Annotated in this window: 12 protein-coding genes; 5 read left to right on the forward strand and 7 right to left on the reverse strand. The window is 63.8% G+C overall.

The features are described from left to right. Positions 1 to 491 precede the first annotated feature (491 nt). Positions 492 to 683 (forward strand): hypothetical protein, encoded by a 192-nt coding sequence (locus tag Q7A36_RS34295; RefSeq protein WP_305108304.1) that lies wholly within the window; start codon positions 492 to 494, stop codon positions 681 to 683. A 132-nt stretch (positions 684 to 815) separates the two neighbouring features. On the opposite strand, the gene htpG is transcribed toward Q7A36_RS34295, so the two are convergent. Together htpG and Q7A36_RS34305 are read right to left on the reverse strand one after the other, a co-directional pair. Then, on the reverse strand, positions 816 to 2,651 hold the full coding sequence (gene htpG, locus Q7A36_RS34300) for a molecular chaperone HtpG (RefSeq protein WP_305108305.1): 1,836 nt from the start codon (positions 2,649 to 2,651) through the stop codon (positions 816 to 818). A gap of 1,025 nt (positions 2,652 to 3,676) precedes the next feature. Then, positions 3,677 to 3,988: a helix-turn-helix domain-containing protein gene (locus tag Q7A36_RS34305; protein ID WP_305108306.1), complete on the reverse strand. Its 312-nt coding sequence runs from the start codon at positions 3,986 to 3,988 to the stop codon at positions 3,677 to 3,679. A 59-nt stretch (positions 3,989 to 4,047) separates the two neighbouring features. Between Q7A36_RS34305 and Q7A36_RS34310 the strand changes: the two genes are divergently transcribed. Further along, positions 4,048 to 4,740, forward strand: coding sequence for an HNH endonuclease (locus Q7A36_RS34310; protein WP_305108307.1), 693 nt, complete (start codon positions 4,048 to 4,050; stop codon positions 4,738 to 4,740). A gap of 76 nt (positions 4,741 to 4,816) precedes the next feature. Here the strand turns inward: Q7A36_RS34310 and Q7A36_RS34315 are convergent, their stop codons facing one another. Both Q7A36_RS34315 and Q7A36_RS34320 read right to left on the reverse strand, forming a co-directional pair. Further along, positions 4,817 to 5,185: a hypothetical protein gene (locus Q7A36_RS34315; RefSeq protein ID WP_305108308.1), complete on the reverse strand. Its 369-nt coding sequence runs from the start codon at positions 5,183 to 5,185 to the stop codon at positions 4,817 to 4,819. A gap of 74 nt (positions 5,186 to 5,259) precedes the next feature. Further along, the gene (locus Q7A36_RS34320) at positions 5,260 to 6,999 is read right to left on the reverse strand and encodes a hypothetical protein (RefSeq protein WP_305108309.1); all 1,740 of its coding nucleotides are present in this window, start codon (positions 6,997 to 6,999) and stop codon (positions 5,260 to 5,262) included. 359 nt (positions 7,000 to 7,358) lie between these two features. Between Q7A36_RS34320 and Q7A36_RS34325 the strand changes: the two genes are divergently transcribed. Then, the gene (locus tag Q7A36_RS34325) at positions 7,359 to 7,841 is read left to right on the forward strand and encodes a hypothetical protein (protein ID WP_305108310.1); all 483 of its coding nucleotides are present in this window, start codon (positions 7,359 to 7,361) and stop codon (positions 7,839 to 7,841) included. Positions 7,842 to 7,850: 9 nt separating this feature from the next. After that, on the forward strand, positions 7,851 to 10,358 hold the full coding sequence (locus Q7A36_RS34330) for a caspase family protein (RefSeq protein WP_305108311.1): 2,508 nt from the start codon (positions 7,851 to 7,853) through the stop codon (positions 10,356 to 10,358). A gap of 349 nt (positions 10,359 to 10,707) precedes the next feature. Here Q7A36_RS34330 and Q7A36_RS34335 read toward each other — a convergent pair whose 3' ends face one another. Together Q7A36_RS34335 and Q7A36_RS34340 are read right to left on the reverse strand one after the other, a co-directional pair. Beyond that, complete coding sequence (locus tag Q7A36_RS34335) at positions 10,708 to 11,034, reverse strand: hypothetical protein (protein WP_305108312.1); 327 nt, start codon at positions 11,032 to 11,034, stop codon at positions 10,708 to 10,710. A gap of 518 nt (positions 11,035 to 11,552) precedes the next feature. Further along, positions 11,553 to 11,960, reverse strand: a complete 408-nt coding sequence (locus Q7A36_RS34340; RefSeq protein WP_305108313.1) for a VOC family protein — start codon at positions 11,958 to 11,960, stop codon at positions 11,553 to 11,555. A 132-nt stretch (positions 11,961 to 12,092) separates the two neighbouring features. On the opposite strand from Q7A36_RS34340, the gene Q7A36_RS34345 reads away from it, so the two are divergent. Next, positions 12,093 to 12,353, forward strand: coding sequence for a hypothetical protein (locus tag Q7A36_RS34345; RefSeq protein WP_305108314.1), 261 nt, complete (start codon positions 12,093 to 12,095; stop codon positions 12,351 to 12,353). Positions 12,354 to 12,855: 502 nt separating this feature from the next. Here Q7A36_RS34345 and Q7A36_RS34350 read toward each other — a convergent pair. Then, a complete protein-coding gene (locus tag Q7A36_RS34350) occupies positions 12,856 to 13,443 on the reverse strand; it encodes a hypothetical protein (RefSeq protein ID WP_305108315.1) in 588 nt (195 codons plus the stop codon). Positions 13,444 to 15,419: the final 1,976 nt, after the last annotated feature.

Raw genomic sequence — 15,419 nt, forward strand, 5'->3', positions numbered from 1 at the left:
AACGTGTTCCAGAGCGAACCGTGCAAGATGCCTGAGAACCCGGGATCACCGACGGGTTTGCATCAGATCCGCTCTGCGCCTGCTTTCCGTTGATCCGGCGGCTGGCTGGTCGTGGTAGGCCCCTTCACCGGCAGGCTCTGTGTTCACTGCGCATTGGACCGATGCCGCGCCTGAGCTTGCGGAGAGAGCGCCAACATATTCATCAAGCGGTTGGGCTGACCGGAACAGGCGACGTGGTCATTGCCGATCCCGTTCGCTGCCTGGTGCCGCGCCGCGATCTCGTCGACCGTGAACTGCTTGTGTCGTTCCGCCCGGCCCGCGGAACCTCCTGGCTCTCATCCAGGAAGGCAAGCCTTCACTCGCCACAGGTTTTGCCGTTCGCACAAAATCTAGTGGTAACTCTTTGAATATAATACAGATCCAGTGTCAGGCCATGCTCCGAAGCACAACCATGCCGCGAGCAAGGTCTGGATTGCAAGCGAGGATCGTGTATGGATTCCGTCGTGCAACCTCGGAGTCGAATGCTGCGGCAAGCTGCCATTGCGGGTCGGGCCGGACGGATCGTCGCGCTGACGATCCTCGTGGCCTTCGGGTTCGGCGTGATGGGCTGGCTCGCAACCAAGGACACTTCCTCGCCGCGGCGTGGCGTCGAGGTGATCCGCCCCTACGATCCGTTGCCCTGAGCGCGGCCGGGCCACCGATGCAGCGGCCCGAGCCTCGTCTTTCGGAATGACCGTCGCAAATCGGGAGGCGCAGGCCGTGTCCCTGCCACGCCGCAGGGCGTGGTCGGTGGGAGCACCTCCCGCCGCCCCGCGTCAGCCCTTCTCGCCGGCCAGGGCTGCGGCCACGCGCCGGGCGAAGGCGGCCGGGTCACGTGGCACATCGCCGTCCTGCAGCCGCGCGAGGTCGAAGAGCAGCCCCGCCGTCTCCTCGAGCGTCGTGTCGGTGGCAACCGTCTCGGCCAGGCGGCGGATCAGCGGGTGGCGCGGGTTCACCTCCAGCACCGGCTGCCCGGTGCCGCCGGCGCGGCCGGCACGGCGCAGCAGGCGCTGCATCTGCAGGTCCGGGCCGTAGGGCGGCGCGGCCAGCACCACCGCGCTGTCCACCAGCCGGTCGGTGGCGCGCACCTCGGAGACTTCGTCCTTCAGCAGCTCCTGCAGCCGCGCGAGGAGCTGCGCGACATCCGCCGCCTCGCCCTGGTCCGGCCCGCCCGCGATCTTCGAGAGATCGACGCTGCCCTTGGTGACGCTGCGGATCGGCTTGCCCTCGAACGCGTCGAGGCGCTCCGGCCAGAAGGCGTCGATGCCGTCCGAGAGCAGCAGCACCTCGACGCCCCTGGCGCGGAAGCCTTCGAGCTGCGGCGACCTGGCCAGCGCCGCGGTGTCGTCGCCGGCCAGGATGTAGATCGCCTCCTGCCCCTCCTTCATGCGGGCGAGGTAGTCGGCAAGCGAGGTCCAGCCCTCGACCGCCGAGGAGCGGAAGCGCAGCAGCGCCGCGACCTCCTTGCGGTGCTCGGCATCCTCCCAGACGCCCTCCTTCAGGACGGCGCCGAAATTCTCCCAGAACTTGGCGTAGTCCTCCGCGTCCCTGGCGCGCGACCGGAGCTCGGACAGAACGCGGTTGGTGACGGATTTGCGGATGCGGGCGAGGACCGGCGTCGCCTGCAGCATCTCGCGCGAGACGTTGAGCGGCAGGTCCTCGGTGTCCACCACGCCCTGGACGAAGCGCAGCCAGGGCGGCAGCAGCCCGGCCTGGTCGGTGATGAACATGCGGCGGACATGCAGGCGGACGCGGCTCTCGCGCTCGCCCTCCACTGCTTGGAAGGGCTTCATGCCGGGGATGAAGAGCAGCGCGCTGAACTCGAGCGTGCCCTCGGCGCGCCAGTGCAGCGTGGCCCAGGGCTGGTCGAAGGCATGCGCGACATGGCGGTAGAACTCGGCGTACTGCTCCTCCGTCACCTCCGATTTCGGCTTGCGCCAGAGCGCAGTGCCCTCGTTCGCCGGCTCGTCCTTGCCGTCCCGGGCGACCGTGATCGGGATGGTGATGTGGTCGGCCCACTTCCGGATGATCGTCTGCAGCCGGAAGGGCTCGAGGAACTCCTCCGCATCGGCCTTCATGTGCAGGACGATGTCGGTGCCCGGCTCCTCCCGGCTCGCGGGGGCGAGGGTGTAGTCGCCCTTGCCCTCGCTGGCCCAGGTCCAGGCCTCCTCGGTGCCGGCGCGGCGCGACGTCACCTCCACCCGGTCGGCGACCATGAAGGCGGAATAGAAGCCGACGCCGAACTGGCCGATGAGGCTGGGCTTCTCCGCCGCCGGCGCCTCGGCCAGCGATTTGGCAAAGGCGAGGGTGCCGGAGCGGGCGATGGTGCCGAGGTGCTGGGCGAGCTCGGCCTTGGCCATGCCGATGCCGCTGTCGGCGATGGTCAGGGTCCGCGCCGCCTTGTCGGGCAGGATGCGGACCTTGGCCTCGGCGGCCAGGGTCAGGGCGGGGTTCGTCAGCGCCTCGAAGCGCCGGCGGTCCACGGCGTCGGCGGCATTCGCCACCAGCTCGCGCAGGAAGATTTCGCGCTCCGAGTAGAGCGCATGGACGACGAGGTCGAGGAGGCGCCCGACCTCGGCGCCGAATTCATGCCGTTCCAGGGTGTCGCTCACCGTTCATCCCTCAAGGCCGCAGGGTGCTTGCGGTCGGCGATATGCGGGGGACGGCGCGCGGATTCAACGGCTTGCGGTGGCGTTCGGGGGTGGTGCCGGGTGAGGGACCCGGACTCTGAAACTCAGCCTACAGCAATAACAAGGGCTTGCAAGGGTGACTGGTTAGGCTCGTATCCCACGGCGTAGCCCGGAAGGAAAGGGGCGATGCCGGCCTGCTAGGGGTGGGCGCGATGGAGCGGGTTGGTTCACGCGCGGGGCACTAGCGAACTGCGCCTTCCCCCGTCGCCACCTCCACAACTTCCCCCAGCGTGGCCTCGCGCATGAGTCTCACGCCGGGGCCTTCGCCGTCGCTAGGTATGGGCAGCAAAGAAACGCCCATGCGGCTGGCGGACCTACTCCGCGAGAAGGCCGAGGCGCTGCAAGTGGCAATGCTGGCGCCACGCTCCGGCGGCAGCGGAGGCCAACCGCACGGCTAATGCCCTGCGCTCCGCGACAGAGTCCGGCAGCCCGGCATGAAGATGCGCCAGGGTCGTCTCGCCCCGCCAGGGCATCGCCTCGTCGCTGCCTGCTACGGCAAAGCGGAAGTCAGCCATAGCGACGCCGTCAGAAAGATGGGCGATGACCACGGTAGGGGCGTGGGTTCCAGGTAGGTGCGCAAGGGCGGCCCAAAGCTTCGGACCAAAGCACGCCGCAGCTTGCCGTTCGGCGTCGTTCAAGCAGGGTGCTTGGAATGGGCGGGTACGAACTGATTCAGTGACGGCTGTGTCGAGTGGCATGGGGGAGTGCTTCTCGAAGGTTGTTGGCGGTGGCTTTCGTGTGCGGCCGTCCAGGGAAACGGCGAGCCCACATTGCTTCGCCAACGGCCACGACCCTACGGCGATTCCCTTCTGCCTCATTCAACACATGTTGCGGTTTGGTCACGAACATGTCGTGTGATCGGGCGACTGGTAGTCGGTGACCTCAGACGCCGCCTGCGATTTTGGCTGCGTGTTCATTGGTCTGCTCGATCCCAGGCGGAGCCTTGCTCACCCACCCTTCGCCACCTCCACCGCTTCCCGCAGCGCAGCCTCGCGTGTGAGTCTCACACCGGGGCCACCACCGTTGGCGGGGATGAATTCCACGCCGGCCTCCCGCAGCACCGCTGAGAGGCGCTGCATCGTGCCGCGACGCGGCTTTGCCACTTCGCCTGCTTCAATGCGCGCAAGCGTTCGCAGTGGCACACCGCTACGCGCCGCAAGGTCGCGTTGCGAGATAGCGAGCAGAGCGCGTGCTGCACGCACCTGACTCGCCGTAGTGGCATCCTTGACGACATTTGCTGGCCGTTGCACCGTCAGCATTCGCAGCAGGGCGGCGCGATTGCAAGAGCGCGGGAACCGCTGCGGGAGGAGCAGCGACGATGAGCCAGAAGGTGACCGAGTGGCGCACGATCCCCGGCTACCCGCGCTACCGCATCTCGGAGTTTGGCGAGGTTGAGGACCTAAAGGCGGGCAAGATGTTGGCCGTCACCTCGGCCACGCGCGGGGCCTACCCGAAGGTCTGCTTACGCGACCACATCGGCAACTCCGTCTACGGATACCTACACAGGCTTGTGGCGTTCACCTTTCTCGGCCCACCGCCGGTTCCTGATGCGCTCGTCATGCACTTGGACCACAACGCCCAGAACAATCACCACACAAACCTCAAATGGGGCACGCACAAGACCAATGCCGCAGGGCGCCTTGAACGCGGGACGGTTCTCCGGGGCGCGCAGTTGCACAATGCTGTCCTGACTGAGACGCAGGTGACCAAGATTCGGCACGAATACGCAGGTGGCGCGACGACCACAGAGTTGGCCGAGAACTACGGCATCAGCCGGCAGAACGTGAATAACATCGTTCGACACCGCTCATGGCGGGAGGTCGGTGGCCCCCCGGCGCCTGCGCACCGGCGCAAGCGGCAGGGAGAGAAGTTGGATGAACGAAGTGTTCGAGACTTACGGAAGGCATTCAGCGACGGCGTGTCGAAAGCGGAACTCGCCCGTCGTTTCAACATCACCGAGCAGGCGGTCTACATGATCGTGACGCGGCGGCGTTGGGGAAAGGTGGAGTAGACGCCGGGCGACTGAGTCCCGGCGACCTCGCAAGGTCGGGCAGCCGGACGTATGGCTGCCCCGCTTGCAGTAGCCCTTAGACCTCTCCCTCAAGTCCCTTGAAGGCCCATTCACGCGACTTCCGTTTGCCGCGCCTTGGCTCGCTCCACCACACCTTCGGCCAACGGGCAGAGAGGATGGCGGCGATCAGGTCCCACAATTGGTGGCGCTGCAAGCGTCTCATGCGGCCGGCTAGCGCCTCCGGTTCGCATGTGTGCCACTGCGCAGCTTCGACCCAAGTGGCATTCATGGCGTAGACCCTGATCATCGTCTCGGCGAACGTCCGCGCCGAAATCGCGGATGACGACTCGTCGCCGTCACCACCCAACGCAGTGATGACGTAGGGGCCGATTTGCGCCCAAAGATCGTCATCGAGGACGGCGGTGCCGTTATATGGCCGGGTCATGCGAGTACCTGAAATGCTGAGGTCATTGAAAAGTCCTTGTGGGAAAGCGGCTGTGGGTCGGCGATTGCTTCCCGCTACGCCGGCGGCATCCGATCCACATCAAGCCGCAGCGTCACCCCGGCAATCCGCTCCCCCGCCTCGATCAGCAGCCGGCGGGCTTCCACCTCGATTGACGCCGGGACAATCAGTCCGTCGTGCATCGGCAGGGCTAAAACCGTTTTAAAACGGAGTGCCTGGACGACCTCCATGATCACCTCAGCTTCGATGCCCATGAGGAGGTGCGGTAGGACGCGATTTGCCAGGGCGATGTGCGAGAACTCGGCAGCAACTTCGGCCACCGTTGCCAGGAACGGATAGCGCGCGATGGCCGCCGCCTTGACGACCTTGGCACAGTAGTCGGCGACCTCAGGGCACCGCTGAAGCGTCTCCGAGGACCACTTGGTGACCGGGCTACCCTTCCCGAGTGTCGCGGTGATCCAGGCTTTGACGATGCGCCGAGGGACGCCCGCTACCGCGTATAGGTCACCCTCCGGCAGTGGCAGGCGGAGCAGGCCGTGCAGGATCGACAGGTGCGAACTTGCGATGTCGATCTCTACCACTGGCTCGCCGCCAATGCGGATATTCCTAAGACGATCCTCGGGGGTCATGCCCTGGTAGTTGCCCTCGCCCTGCGCGTGGAGACGGCCGTAGAGGCGGAAGTCGCCGATGAACTGGCGGCGCCATTGCGGAGGAAGGCAGCCCTCTACCCGGACCGAGGCGGCGGAAGAGTTCAACTCCTCCACCTCCCGCCGGAGGATGCAGGCGATCGGGTCGTGCGGATCGACGGTCAGCAGCGGACCACGTTGCGCGTTGGGGTGGTTGGGGAAAGCGCGCAGGATGATCGGCTGCGTCACCTTGGGGCGCGCTTTGCAGGTGTTGCGGCGGTATCCGAAGGCGGCCTTGGCGTTGCCCACGTTGATGCCGTGCTTTACCGCGAGGGTCAGTAGCATAGGAGTAGGCCAGAAGCGCGAAGCATTGCCCACTTTGCCGTCTCGTGACCGTCCCCCGCGCCGCTGTTGCAGGTATCCGAGGGCCAGCATGGCATCGAGGACGGCCACGAAGGTGGTGTGGCCGATATCGACGGTCTGGAACGCGGGACGGTGAAGGGACAGTGAGACAGGCCGGGCGGGAACGCACGCCCAAGCGGTCAGAACAGACCCCGTGAAGGCGGACACGGCCCAACGGAATTGCGTAGCGACGGCAGCCCGACGCTTTCGGGCACGCGCCTGGTTGCGGTCCTCGTAGCGTTCGATCTGACCGCTAAGGTCGTCGATCAGCGTCTCCGCTTCCGGAATGCGCGGAATGCGGAAAAGGCTGAGGTGGATCGAGCCCTTCTGCTGCTGACGGGTTAGTTCTTGATGAGGCAAGTCAAAGCCGCCCAAGGCTCCCGTATTCGAGCGAGGCGGAATGATCGTGCGAGCAGGCGCGGACAGAGGTGGAGAAGAAAGCTCCGGTGCGGCCGTCTCAGATGACGGTGTGAGCGGAGCAGCCTCATCCGATTTGCTTCCAGCAGAAATAAGGGCTTGCGCCGCTGCTTGACGAGCTTTGTGTTCCTTCCAAAGTTGCGTGAATAACCACAACTCCTCCTCTGTTACGTGTCCGGTTACAGAGCCGCTTAGGACATCGAATCGGGGATCATTCTCGATGTTCGCCTTAGTCAGCTTCTTAGGGGTACTGACATGTTTATACGGCCCCCCGGAGGGGAGCCTACTGGTACCGTTAAGGAACTCATCAAGGTCCTCCTCAAAGAGGTCCGGGACTATATCGAACAGCATCCGATACTATCTCTCGCATCAATCAGGTTACATCGACAGAGTGACGGTCGGTAATGCGACCGCCCCAGGACGCCCGCAGGTGAGTGGCACCCTGCGTGTCACATGCGCCCTGCTCCTAAATTATAAGTTGATAAACCCAACAAATTTATCGCATGGGTTGAGGAAAAGGGGGTCTGGGTAGACTGAACCCGAGCGTGTGTGGTCGCATGTCCATCCATTCCCGGTACGGGACGCTTCGATCCCCAGTAGGGGTCCGGAGGCGGAGCAAGGGAGGGTGCGATTTGGAGGCGGAACGGCAAGCAGCAGGGCAAGCAGCAGGGGTAGTGCAAGGGGTAGAGCCCTCGCGGACAGCGGCGGAGTTGCAGTCCACATCGTTGCGTTGGCCGGAGGCCATCGCCCGCCTCGCCGCCGAGCGCACCCGCGCTGTCACCTGCGCCGCCCAGGCCAGGACCTTGGAGGAGGGTACGGCTCCCCTCGCGGCCGCCTATGGCGAGGCGAAGGCCGAGATGGACGGCATCATCGCGGGCCTTTCCGTAGCCCTTGCCGAGGGGCGTGCGCCGAAGGGGCTGGACGATTTGCCGCGGCGCATAGAAGCGGCCGTCACTAAGCGCGAAGCCTTCTGCCGTACGGTGGCAGAACGTATGCCGCCCGTGCCACCAGGGCAACGGAGCGTCCTGAGCGACATGTTTGGCATCGGCAAGTTGGTGAAGGAACTGGTCGAGGCGGGGCTAGCAATCGCGCAGCACCGCACCGATGCTGAGAAACTGCGCCGCGACACCATCCGAGCGCAGCTTGAGGCGACACGGTGGCCAGACTTCGCCGATGTGCCATCAGCGATCTGAGCCGCGGGGGTGAGCGACGCTGAGGAGGTGCTACCGTCGGGCTTCTACGACCGGCCGGTGCTGGTGATCGAGTCCGGCGTACATACTGCACCGATCACGTGCGCCGATGTGGATGCAGTGGGGCGTTTCGCTGTTACCGCCTCTGGCGACAAGACAGTGCGGGTCTGGTCGCTCACGGAAGGCGCGTTGCTGCGGACTATCCGCTTACCTTCCGCGCCAGGCGAGATCGGCAAGGCCTTTGCGGTCGCGATCGACCCGACCGGAGCGATAATAGCAGCGGGCGGGTGGACACATCGCTTGTCGGATCAGGGCATCTATCTTTACGATGCCGTTGCTGGCACGCTACGACACCGGATCAGCGGCCTTCCCGCCGTTGTGCTTCACCTCGCATTTTCGCGCGACGGGCGGTTCTTGGCGTTAACGCTTCATGGCCCCTATGGCTTACGCGTCTTTGACATTGATCGTGGTTGGGCGGAGGTGGCGCGCGACCCGGACTATGGTGGGCAATCCTATGGCGCCACCTTCGCGCCGGATGGCAGCCTTGCTACGACGAGCTATGATGGGATGATCCGCCTCTATCCTCCAGGCTTCGCGTTACCGCCGTTGCGGCAGCGCGCCCCAGGAGGTGCCCGCCCCTTGGGCATAGCATTCAGCGCCGATGGCGCGCGCCTAGCGGTCGGCTATCAGGACAGCCGGCGCGTGGATGTCTTGGATGGGCGCGGACTTGCGCCACTGCACACAGCGGCGACTGAGAGTATTTCCAGCGGCGACCTCGCTCATGTCACCTGGGCCGCGGACGGCACGCTGCTGGCGGGCGGAGGGTATGTGCCGGCAGACGGGCATAGCGTTCTAGCCTGGGAGGCGGAGGGACGTTCTACTCCACGCTACTTGCCGGCGGGCCTGAACACCGTGGTAAGCTTGGTGCCGTTGCCGGACGGTGACACACTGATAGCTACAGCTGACCCGGCCCTCATTAGGGTACGGCCGAACGGTGCTATAACCTGGATGGTACCGTCGTTTAAGGCGGACTTTCGTAGGCAGAGTACTAACCTCGCCGTCGCTGCTGATGGTGCCATGGTGGAGTTCGGCTTCCTGAAAGGGGGCCGCGAACGAGTGCAATTTCACGTTGCTCGCCTCGCGCTGACCTCGCCGTCTCCTCTGAATGTTGCCGCTCCACCTCGCCTACGGGGCTTACCGATTGCGGGCGGGCGCGACAACTCCCACCCCACTTTGGGCGGCAAGCCTCTGCCGCTCGATCCTTTCGAAGTGGCGCGCAGCCTCGCCTTGCATCCCGTTGGCGACCGCTTCGTTCTCGGTACCCACTTCGCGTTACGCGCCTTCGATAGGGACGGCACACAACTCTGGCGTCAGTCCGTACCGGGAACTACAGAGGCAGTAAATATCACCGGCGACGGCCGTCTCGTTGTAGCGGCCTACGGCGACGGTACCATCCGTTGGCACCGCATGGATGACGGGCGGGAAATCCTGGCCTTCATGCCGCTTGCCGACCGCCGCAATTGGGTCGTCTGGACACCGGAGGGCTTTTACGCCGCCAGCCCAGGTGCCCACGGCCTGCTGCGTTGGCACGTAAACCAGCCGGGCTGGCAGCCGGCGAAGGACTATGCGATTGCAGACATCCCCGGCTTCCACCGGCCAGAGGCGATCAAGCGGGTGCTGCGGGAAATGGAGACGCCGCGAGCCATTGGCCTTGCCGTGGTGGCGGAGCAGCGCCGTAAGGTGCAACTCCTCACCAACAGCCGGGTCCCGCCCGGCGCACGGTTGCACCTGCTCGCCATCGGCGTCAATCGCTACGATGCCGCGCATCTGCGGTTAGAATTCGCCCAACAGGACGCACACGATGTCGTCTCCGCGCTGACCAGCACCCAGGACGCCCTCTACACTCTTAGCCCGCCACAGTATCTCGTCGATGCTGACGCCACGCGCGCCAGCATCCGTCGCGCCTTGGAGACACTGCGCAGCGCCGTAAGTGGCCCGCACGACCTCGCCGTCGTGCACTTCTCTGGCCATGGCGCGATGGTGGATGGCGAGTTGTTCCTCCTGCCTCAGGACGTGCGTGCGGGTGATGCCGTGGCGCTGAAGGACAGCGCCCTCCCGGTTGCAACCTTCCGTGCCGATTTGACGCGCGTCGCGGAGCGCGGGAGCCGCGTCCTGGTGTTATTGGATGCCTGCTACTCTGGCGGCGCCTCCGCCGACGGAAGCGCACAGGCTGTGGCTTCAAACGTTCTCAGCGCTGCGCTGGCCGCTACCAATATCAGCGTACTGACCTCCTCCTCCGCTTCCCAGACTTCACGCGAGGACCCTGCATGGCGGAACGGCGCCTTTACCGAGGCCGTGTTGGAGGCGCTCGGCCCCGATGCCGACACGAACCATGATGGGCTGATCAGTGCGACCGAGTTGGCCGCCTATGTCGCCCGCCGCGTCCCGGCGCTGACCGAGGGGCGGCAGACGCCAGGGATGGAGATTCGCTTCGACGGCACGTTGTTCGCCGTGCGCTGAGGTTCGGTGCAGAGATAGTGCGCGGCTGACCGTCTCTGATTGGAGCCTGCCCCAGGGCCTCGGAAGGCGACGACAGGCTACCGCCTGATCGGGGCTTGCGAAGCCCGCCGAAGCCGGCCCGCAAGGCCCACGAGCCGAGCTTGGAGCGGTTCATAGGTGGTATGCGCCACCTCCCGGAAAGCCCGGCTAGGGCGTGCCCAAGCGCCGTCCTGGCCCGTGAGCCGGGCGAAGCCGGGGAAATCCTCAGGGTCGATCTCCTGCACCACAGTGGTTCGGCTCCGGCTTTCTTATCGCGAGAGGTCCAGGAAGCGGGCCAGCAAGGAGGGGCTCTACGCCCCTCCCGCTTGGGTTAATGGTCCTGCGCCTGATCGTTCTCCTGACTGAACAGGACCTCCTCCATGCTTTCAATCATGATGCGGTACAGGGCTCTCCGCTCACGGAGGCTAAGTTTATCGGCAGTTACACCAAATCGATCGAGAGACTGCATGTCAAAAAACTTCTCGATCCAGCGGACACGCGACGTATTCGCCATTTCTTCACGGACATTCTTAACGTACTGATGGTTCTTCCTCGGTATATCGGCGGCATGATTCAAATAAGGATGCCCGTTTTTTGCGTCTTGACTGGTGAAAAGCTCCTGCATTCTGCCGAGAAGCTCAGAAAGAGCGTGCATCATCTATCGAATCCCTAAGACTGAAACATGCTGAACCGACAATGCGAGCCTGGACTTACATGCCCGCATCCGGCGTGCTCACCGCCTGGTGAAGTACACGCATAAGTTGCCTTAGGTGGGCGCCACGTTCGACTAGATTCGGCTTAATTTATTGCAAAATCGCATCATATAGTACTAACCGAGAGACTCAGCTCGCACACTTAGAGAGTTGCAACTCCAAAAACGGTTGTAAAAGTCGCATTACTCACAGGGTGCGTGATGGGGTGAAACTGGTATGGTGACTAATTCCGCCTTACATTAAAGTCTGGAAAGAATGGCCTCGACCTTACGAGTGAGGCCAGTCTCCGCTTTGCACCTAGTAGCTCTGCACAGGGATTTTGGCCGGTTGGCGGAGCAGTTCTCCGGCACCATGGCTCCATGCCGCCTCGGTCCGAGCCGGAAGGCAGCGAGCAGCCGCTTGGGGCAGAAAGCAGACCTGTCGGAGGCAGAATCTGCCCGACGAGAACGGTGAGTGCATCGAGTTAGATCGAACGCTCGAAGTACTCGATGGTCAACCCATCAGGATGGCGTGCGGTAAAGTTGCGGCCACTTGTGACCTCGTGGGGTCCGTGCAGAATTTCCCCGCCATTATTAGGGATCCATGCTGCAAAAGCATCCAAATTATCAACATAAAATATTCCGTTTACTTGGCGGGCTGTTATCATGGCCTCGCCATCTCCGGCGAGAAGCAAGAAATTTCCAATCTTGGCTGCAACAACACCTGTCTCGACTATAAGGACGCGACGAGCGCATTTAACTCCTTGAATTTTCTCATAATAGGAGATCGTGTCCTCAAGCTCTGCACTTGAAGAGTAGATGCGAAAGCATTGTTCCAAAATTCTCATATCGCTTCTCCAAACTCCTTCTGAGCTTGGGGTGTAATCCTCCATCACGTAAATGCCTGAATCCGCTTCGGATCGGAACCGACCCTCCCGTGCAAATCCTCAATGCGGGGTGGCCGAGCGATCCGTGCAGCGGCCCTCCAACCGGTCAAAATCACTGTGCCGAGGTACTAGCCCTCGTTGACGGTTTCCATCCCGCAAGGCTCACCTGACATAGGCGGGCTGCCCAACGTGGTTGGCGGCTCATCGCCGCTGGACGGCCTGGAACAGGAACTGCGCCTCGCCGAGCGTGGGCCGGCCTGCACCGCGTCGTTCCGGAGGCTCATGGCGGCAGACACGATGGTCGCTTTGGAGCGGGAGAAGTATTTCCTGGACTCCCTGCGGTGCAGCGTGTGGCGCGAGGTGCGGGACGGTGGGGTGCCGGTCAGGGATGGTCGGTGAGGCTGACCCACACGGAGGACCTTGGTGCGCCTGATAAACGGGCCGTGCCAGCCAGTGGTGCGCGATAGTTCGGTAAATGCGACCTTAAATCTCCTGAGAGTTGATTCTCTAAAGCCGCACTGATAAACTGTGACGTAGCGCAACGGAGTCGCCCCGGAGCGGCCGTGCCCCTGAGGACGAGCGTGATGCGGATCGGTTTAGCCGTCGCACTAGCCCTACTGACACCCTTGGCGGTCCTCGCACGCGAGCCGGCGTTGTCGGACGCGCAGGTGCGGACGGCCATTATCCGCGAGAGCGTGGACGGGTATCATTCCATGGGGCGGCCGTGTGCCTGCCCTTACGACCTCATGAGGAACGGAGCGGCCTGCGGCGGGCGAAGCGCCTACAGTCGGCCGGGTGGGGCAAGCCCGATCTGCTACCCGCAGGACGTGACCCCGGACATGATCGAGACGTGGCGGCGCCGGAGCGGGTGAGAGGCGCTTCATGACTGCGCAGAGGACGGCTACCTAGACACCTGCCACTCGGCCGGTCGCTCGACTCCCGGCATCCATGCACACAGGTGCAGGACAGACGGCGCCGGAATAAGGTTAAACCGCCAACCTCCCAAACGCGGCACCACCTCCCATCCGGTTGGGGTCGGCCACCACAGTTGCTCGGCAATCCAGCCTTCCAAGCCCTGCAAGGGCCACAGTAGCGCGCGGGCCTCAACCTCATTTAGCGGAGAGATCACCGGCCTCTCCACCTTCGACGGTTCTTCCATTCTTGGCGACCACCACCTCCACCCGCGTTTGGTAGCCGTGGCGCTGAGACAGCGTTCGCGCACTTCCACATTGCGGAACAGAACACCATCGACGCGCTTGCTCGCGTTCTCAGCGTTCATCGCGCCTTCCGACGCCAACGATCGCAGCTCGCGTCTCTCGCGCTCGATGCGTAAATGCTCCCGCGCGAGTTCAAGCGTCTCCTCCACCGCCCTCAGCGCCCTCTCGCCTTCCTCAGTCCAAGCCCGTTGAAGCAGTTCGGCCAGATGTCTCACGCGCTCCTCGCCCTCCCGCACGTGCCGCTCGGCCATCGCAAGTGGGTCCTCGGACATGGCGCTAATCTTCCATCAGTTCGCCGTCACGTCCCTGGTGACCTGTCCTGCATTCCCTGCACAACGGCCGCCGCCCTGCGCATCGCGTCGGCTGCATTCTGCTCTAATCCCTGGAACTCGGCACGGTCGCGGTCCTGCCGCCAGATCGCCCACACCCAATGAGACCCGCTCCCAATGATCGAAAGATCGTAGTTGCCGACTGAGGTGGTGTACTGCGCAAGCCTCCCCGTGTATGCCTCAGTCCAATCAGGCATTATGTTCCCCCTGCGCCATGCACCAACCGCCACGCTGCGGCCTCTGCCAGCTTCTTCGCGGTATCAAGATCAAACGCTTGGCCTTCAGCTAGGACAGATTGACCATGGTGGACGATCCACTCCCAAGCACCCCGATGTCCCAAGACGGACAAGCCGAACCTGTCTTGCTGCGCGACATGCGCCTGACCGGTCCCGCCCACTACTTCGGTCCACTCGACGGACATGACGCCGCCTTCCCGTTTGCGTTTTGCAAAACCCGGTAGACGCTAGCCCGACCGATCCCGAGCTTCGTAGCAACTTTCGGGGTCGTGCCGGCCGCGCGGAGCCGCTGCACCCTATGACCGTTCCCATCTGCTTCTCGCACCGCTCGGCTATCACGCGTGTCCTTGCGGGTCAGCCGTCATCTGACGCGCGACGTTCTCGGCCATGGCTTTCGCCGTAGCGAGAGTGCCCGCCCTGCTCTGATGCGGCCACGTCGGCGGTAGTAGGCGGACCGGTACCAAGCGTCGTCGCGGTCTATGACACACAGATGGCAGCCACTCGCCTTGGTGATGGGTCAGGGGATCGGACCGGGCGCAACACTCGACCGGATGTGGCAGCCGTCGCCATGGTGAGTAACCGCCGGCGGGTCGGGCAGGTGCATCCAGTATGTCGGCTCCGCATCGACGCACGCGCCGCTGTAGGCCGTCGCCCAACCGCATCCTGCATCCCAAAACACTGCCACCACGTCCTTCCGCGTTGGCTGACCCGCTCTGGCAGGTAGATAGGCGAGGATCGTGCGCGCGTCGCGCGGGGCGGTCGTGATTGGCTGCCAAGCTTCCATGAAATTCGCTCCGATACAACCATTGCTTGTGGTTGTGGGCTGTCCTGGTACGCTTGGGACGACTGATGGTTGCGCTGAAGGCGCTTGGGCTAACGAATACCGGTGGCCGGGTCCGGTCATTGCGTTCGATTGATGCGCCCGGACCACCACTCTGATCCCGGCCAGCAGAAAGTGGTTGCCGGCAATTTTTGACCGGCTCCGGAACTCGGATGCATGTGGGAACGCGTACCCCGGTGGGACCCAGTGCCCCCCCCGGTTGGCCTCTAGGTCACCGCTCCGGGCAACGCATCGGGGGAACGCGGTGGGTGCTCGCGCCTGAAAACCGTTCTGTTCCAAAGATTTACAAACAGCCGCGAGTGGCCCCTAGGTCACGAGTGCCGGACAGGCATACATGGTGAGCTTGGGAGCGGTCTGGTGATCCTGTGACGTCCCCGAGGCCGGTTAAAACCACGAGGTGGCTTCCGAGCGGCCCTGAGAAGGGAGTACCATATTCTCATCAGGTGGTGGCAGCCCACGCGCTGGCGGCCGACAGAGCCTGCAACTACATCAAATATTACTATTTTTATACGTGGTATATGGCTGTCGCATGATCGCCCCCGCTCACCGGCGCAGACCTATGAAGGCGCTGCCGTGACGCTCCGCCGGCAATCGCTTGTGGCCCACACGACCCCTGCCCCGTTCGTGTGGGCCACAAGATGTGCCGCCGCGAGCGTGCAGCGTACTTATGGCCCGATCCGGCGGTGCTTCCCGCCATCATCGAATGCCATGGCGACGGATGGCGCGTCAGCGATGTCCTGCGACGAGGCTAAGGGTACGCGCCGGAGATTTGACGCCGGACGCGAGCCGCCGATGTCGACCGGAAGCGACCTCCCAACCTGCATCTGATCTCCGGCAGCGGA

The organism is Paracraurococcus lichenis (assembly GCF_030657435.1).
Classification (GTDB): Bacteria; Pseudomonadota; Alphaproteobacteria; order Acetobacterales; family Acetobacteraceae; genus Paracraurococcus; species Paracraurococcus lichenis.

Bases quoted from the DNA above. Each gene is read 5' to 3' on its own strand.
- Q7A36_RS34315 (WP_305108308.1), bottom strand. From the start codon at position 5,185: ATGACCCGGCCATATAACGGCACCGCCGTCCTCGATGACGATCTTTGG.
- Q7A36_RS34350 (WP_305108315.1), bottom strand. From the start codon at position 13,443: ATGTCCGAGGACCCACTTGCGATGGCCGAGCGGCACGTGCGGGAGGGC.
- Q7A36_RS34305 (WP_305108306.1), bottom strand. From the start codon at position 3,988: ATGCTGACGGTGCAACGGCCAGCAAATGTCGTCAAGGATGCCACTACG.
- Q7A36_RS34335 (WP_305108312.1), bottom strand. From the start codon at position 11,034: ATGATGCACGCTCTTTCTGAGCTTCTCGGCAGAATGCAGGAGCTTTTC.
- Q7A36_RS34310 (WP_305108307.1), top strand. From the start codon at position 4,048: ATGAGCCAGAAGGTGACCGAGTGGCGCACGATCCCCGGCTACCCGCGC.
- Q7A36_RS34320 (WP_305108309.1), bottom strand. From the start codon at position 6,999: ATGCTGTTCGATATAGTCCCGGACCTCTTTGAGGAGGACCTTGATGAG.
- Q7A36_RS34340 (WP_305108313.1), bottom strand. From the start codon at position 11,960: ATGGAGGATTACACCCCAAGCTCAGAAGGAGTTTGGAGAAGCGATATG.
- Q7A36_RS34295 (WP_305108304.1), top strand. From the start codon at position 492: ATGGATTCCGTCGTGCAACCTCGGAGTCGAATGCTGCGGCAAGCTGCC.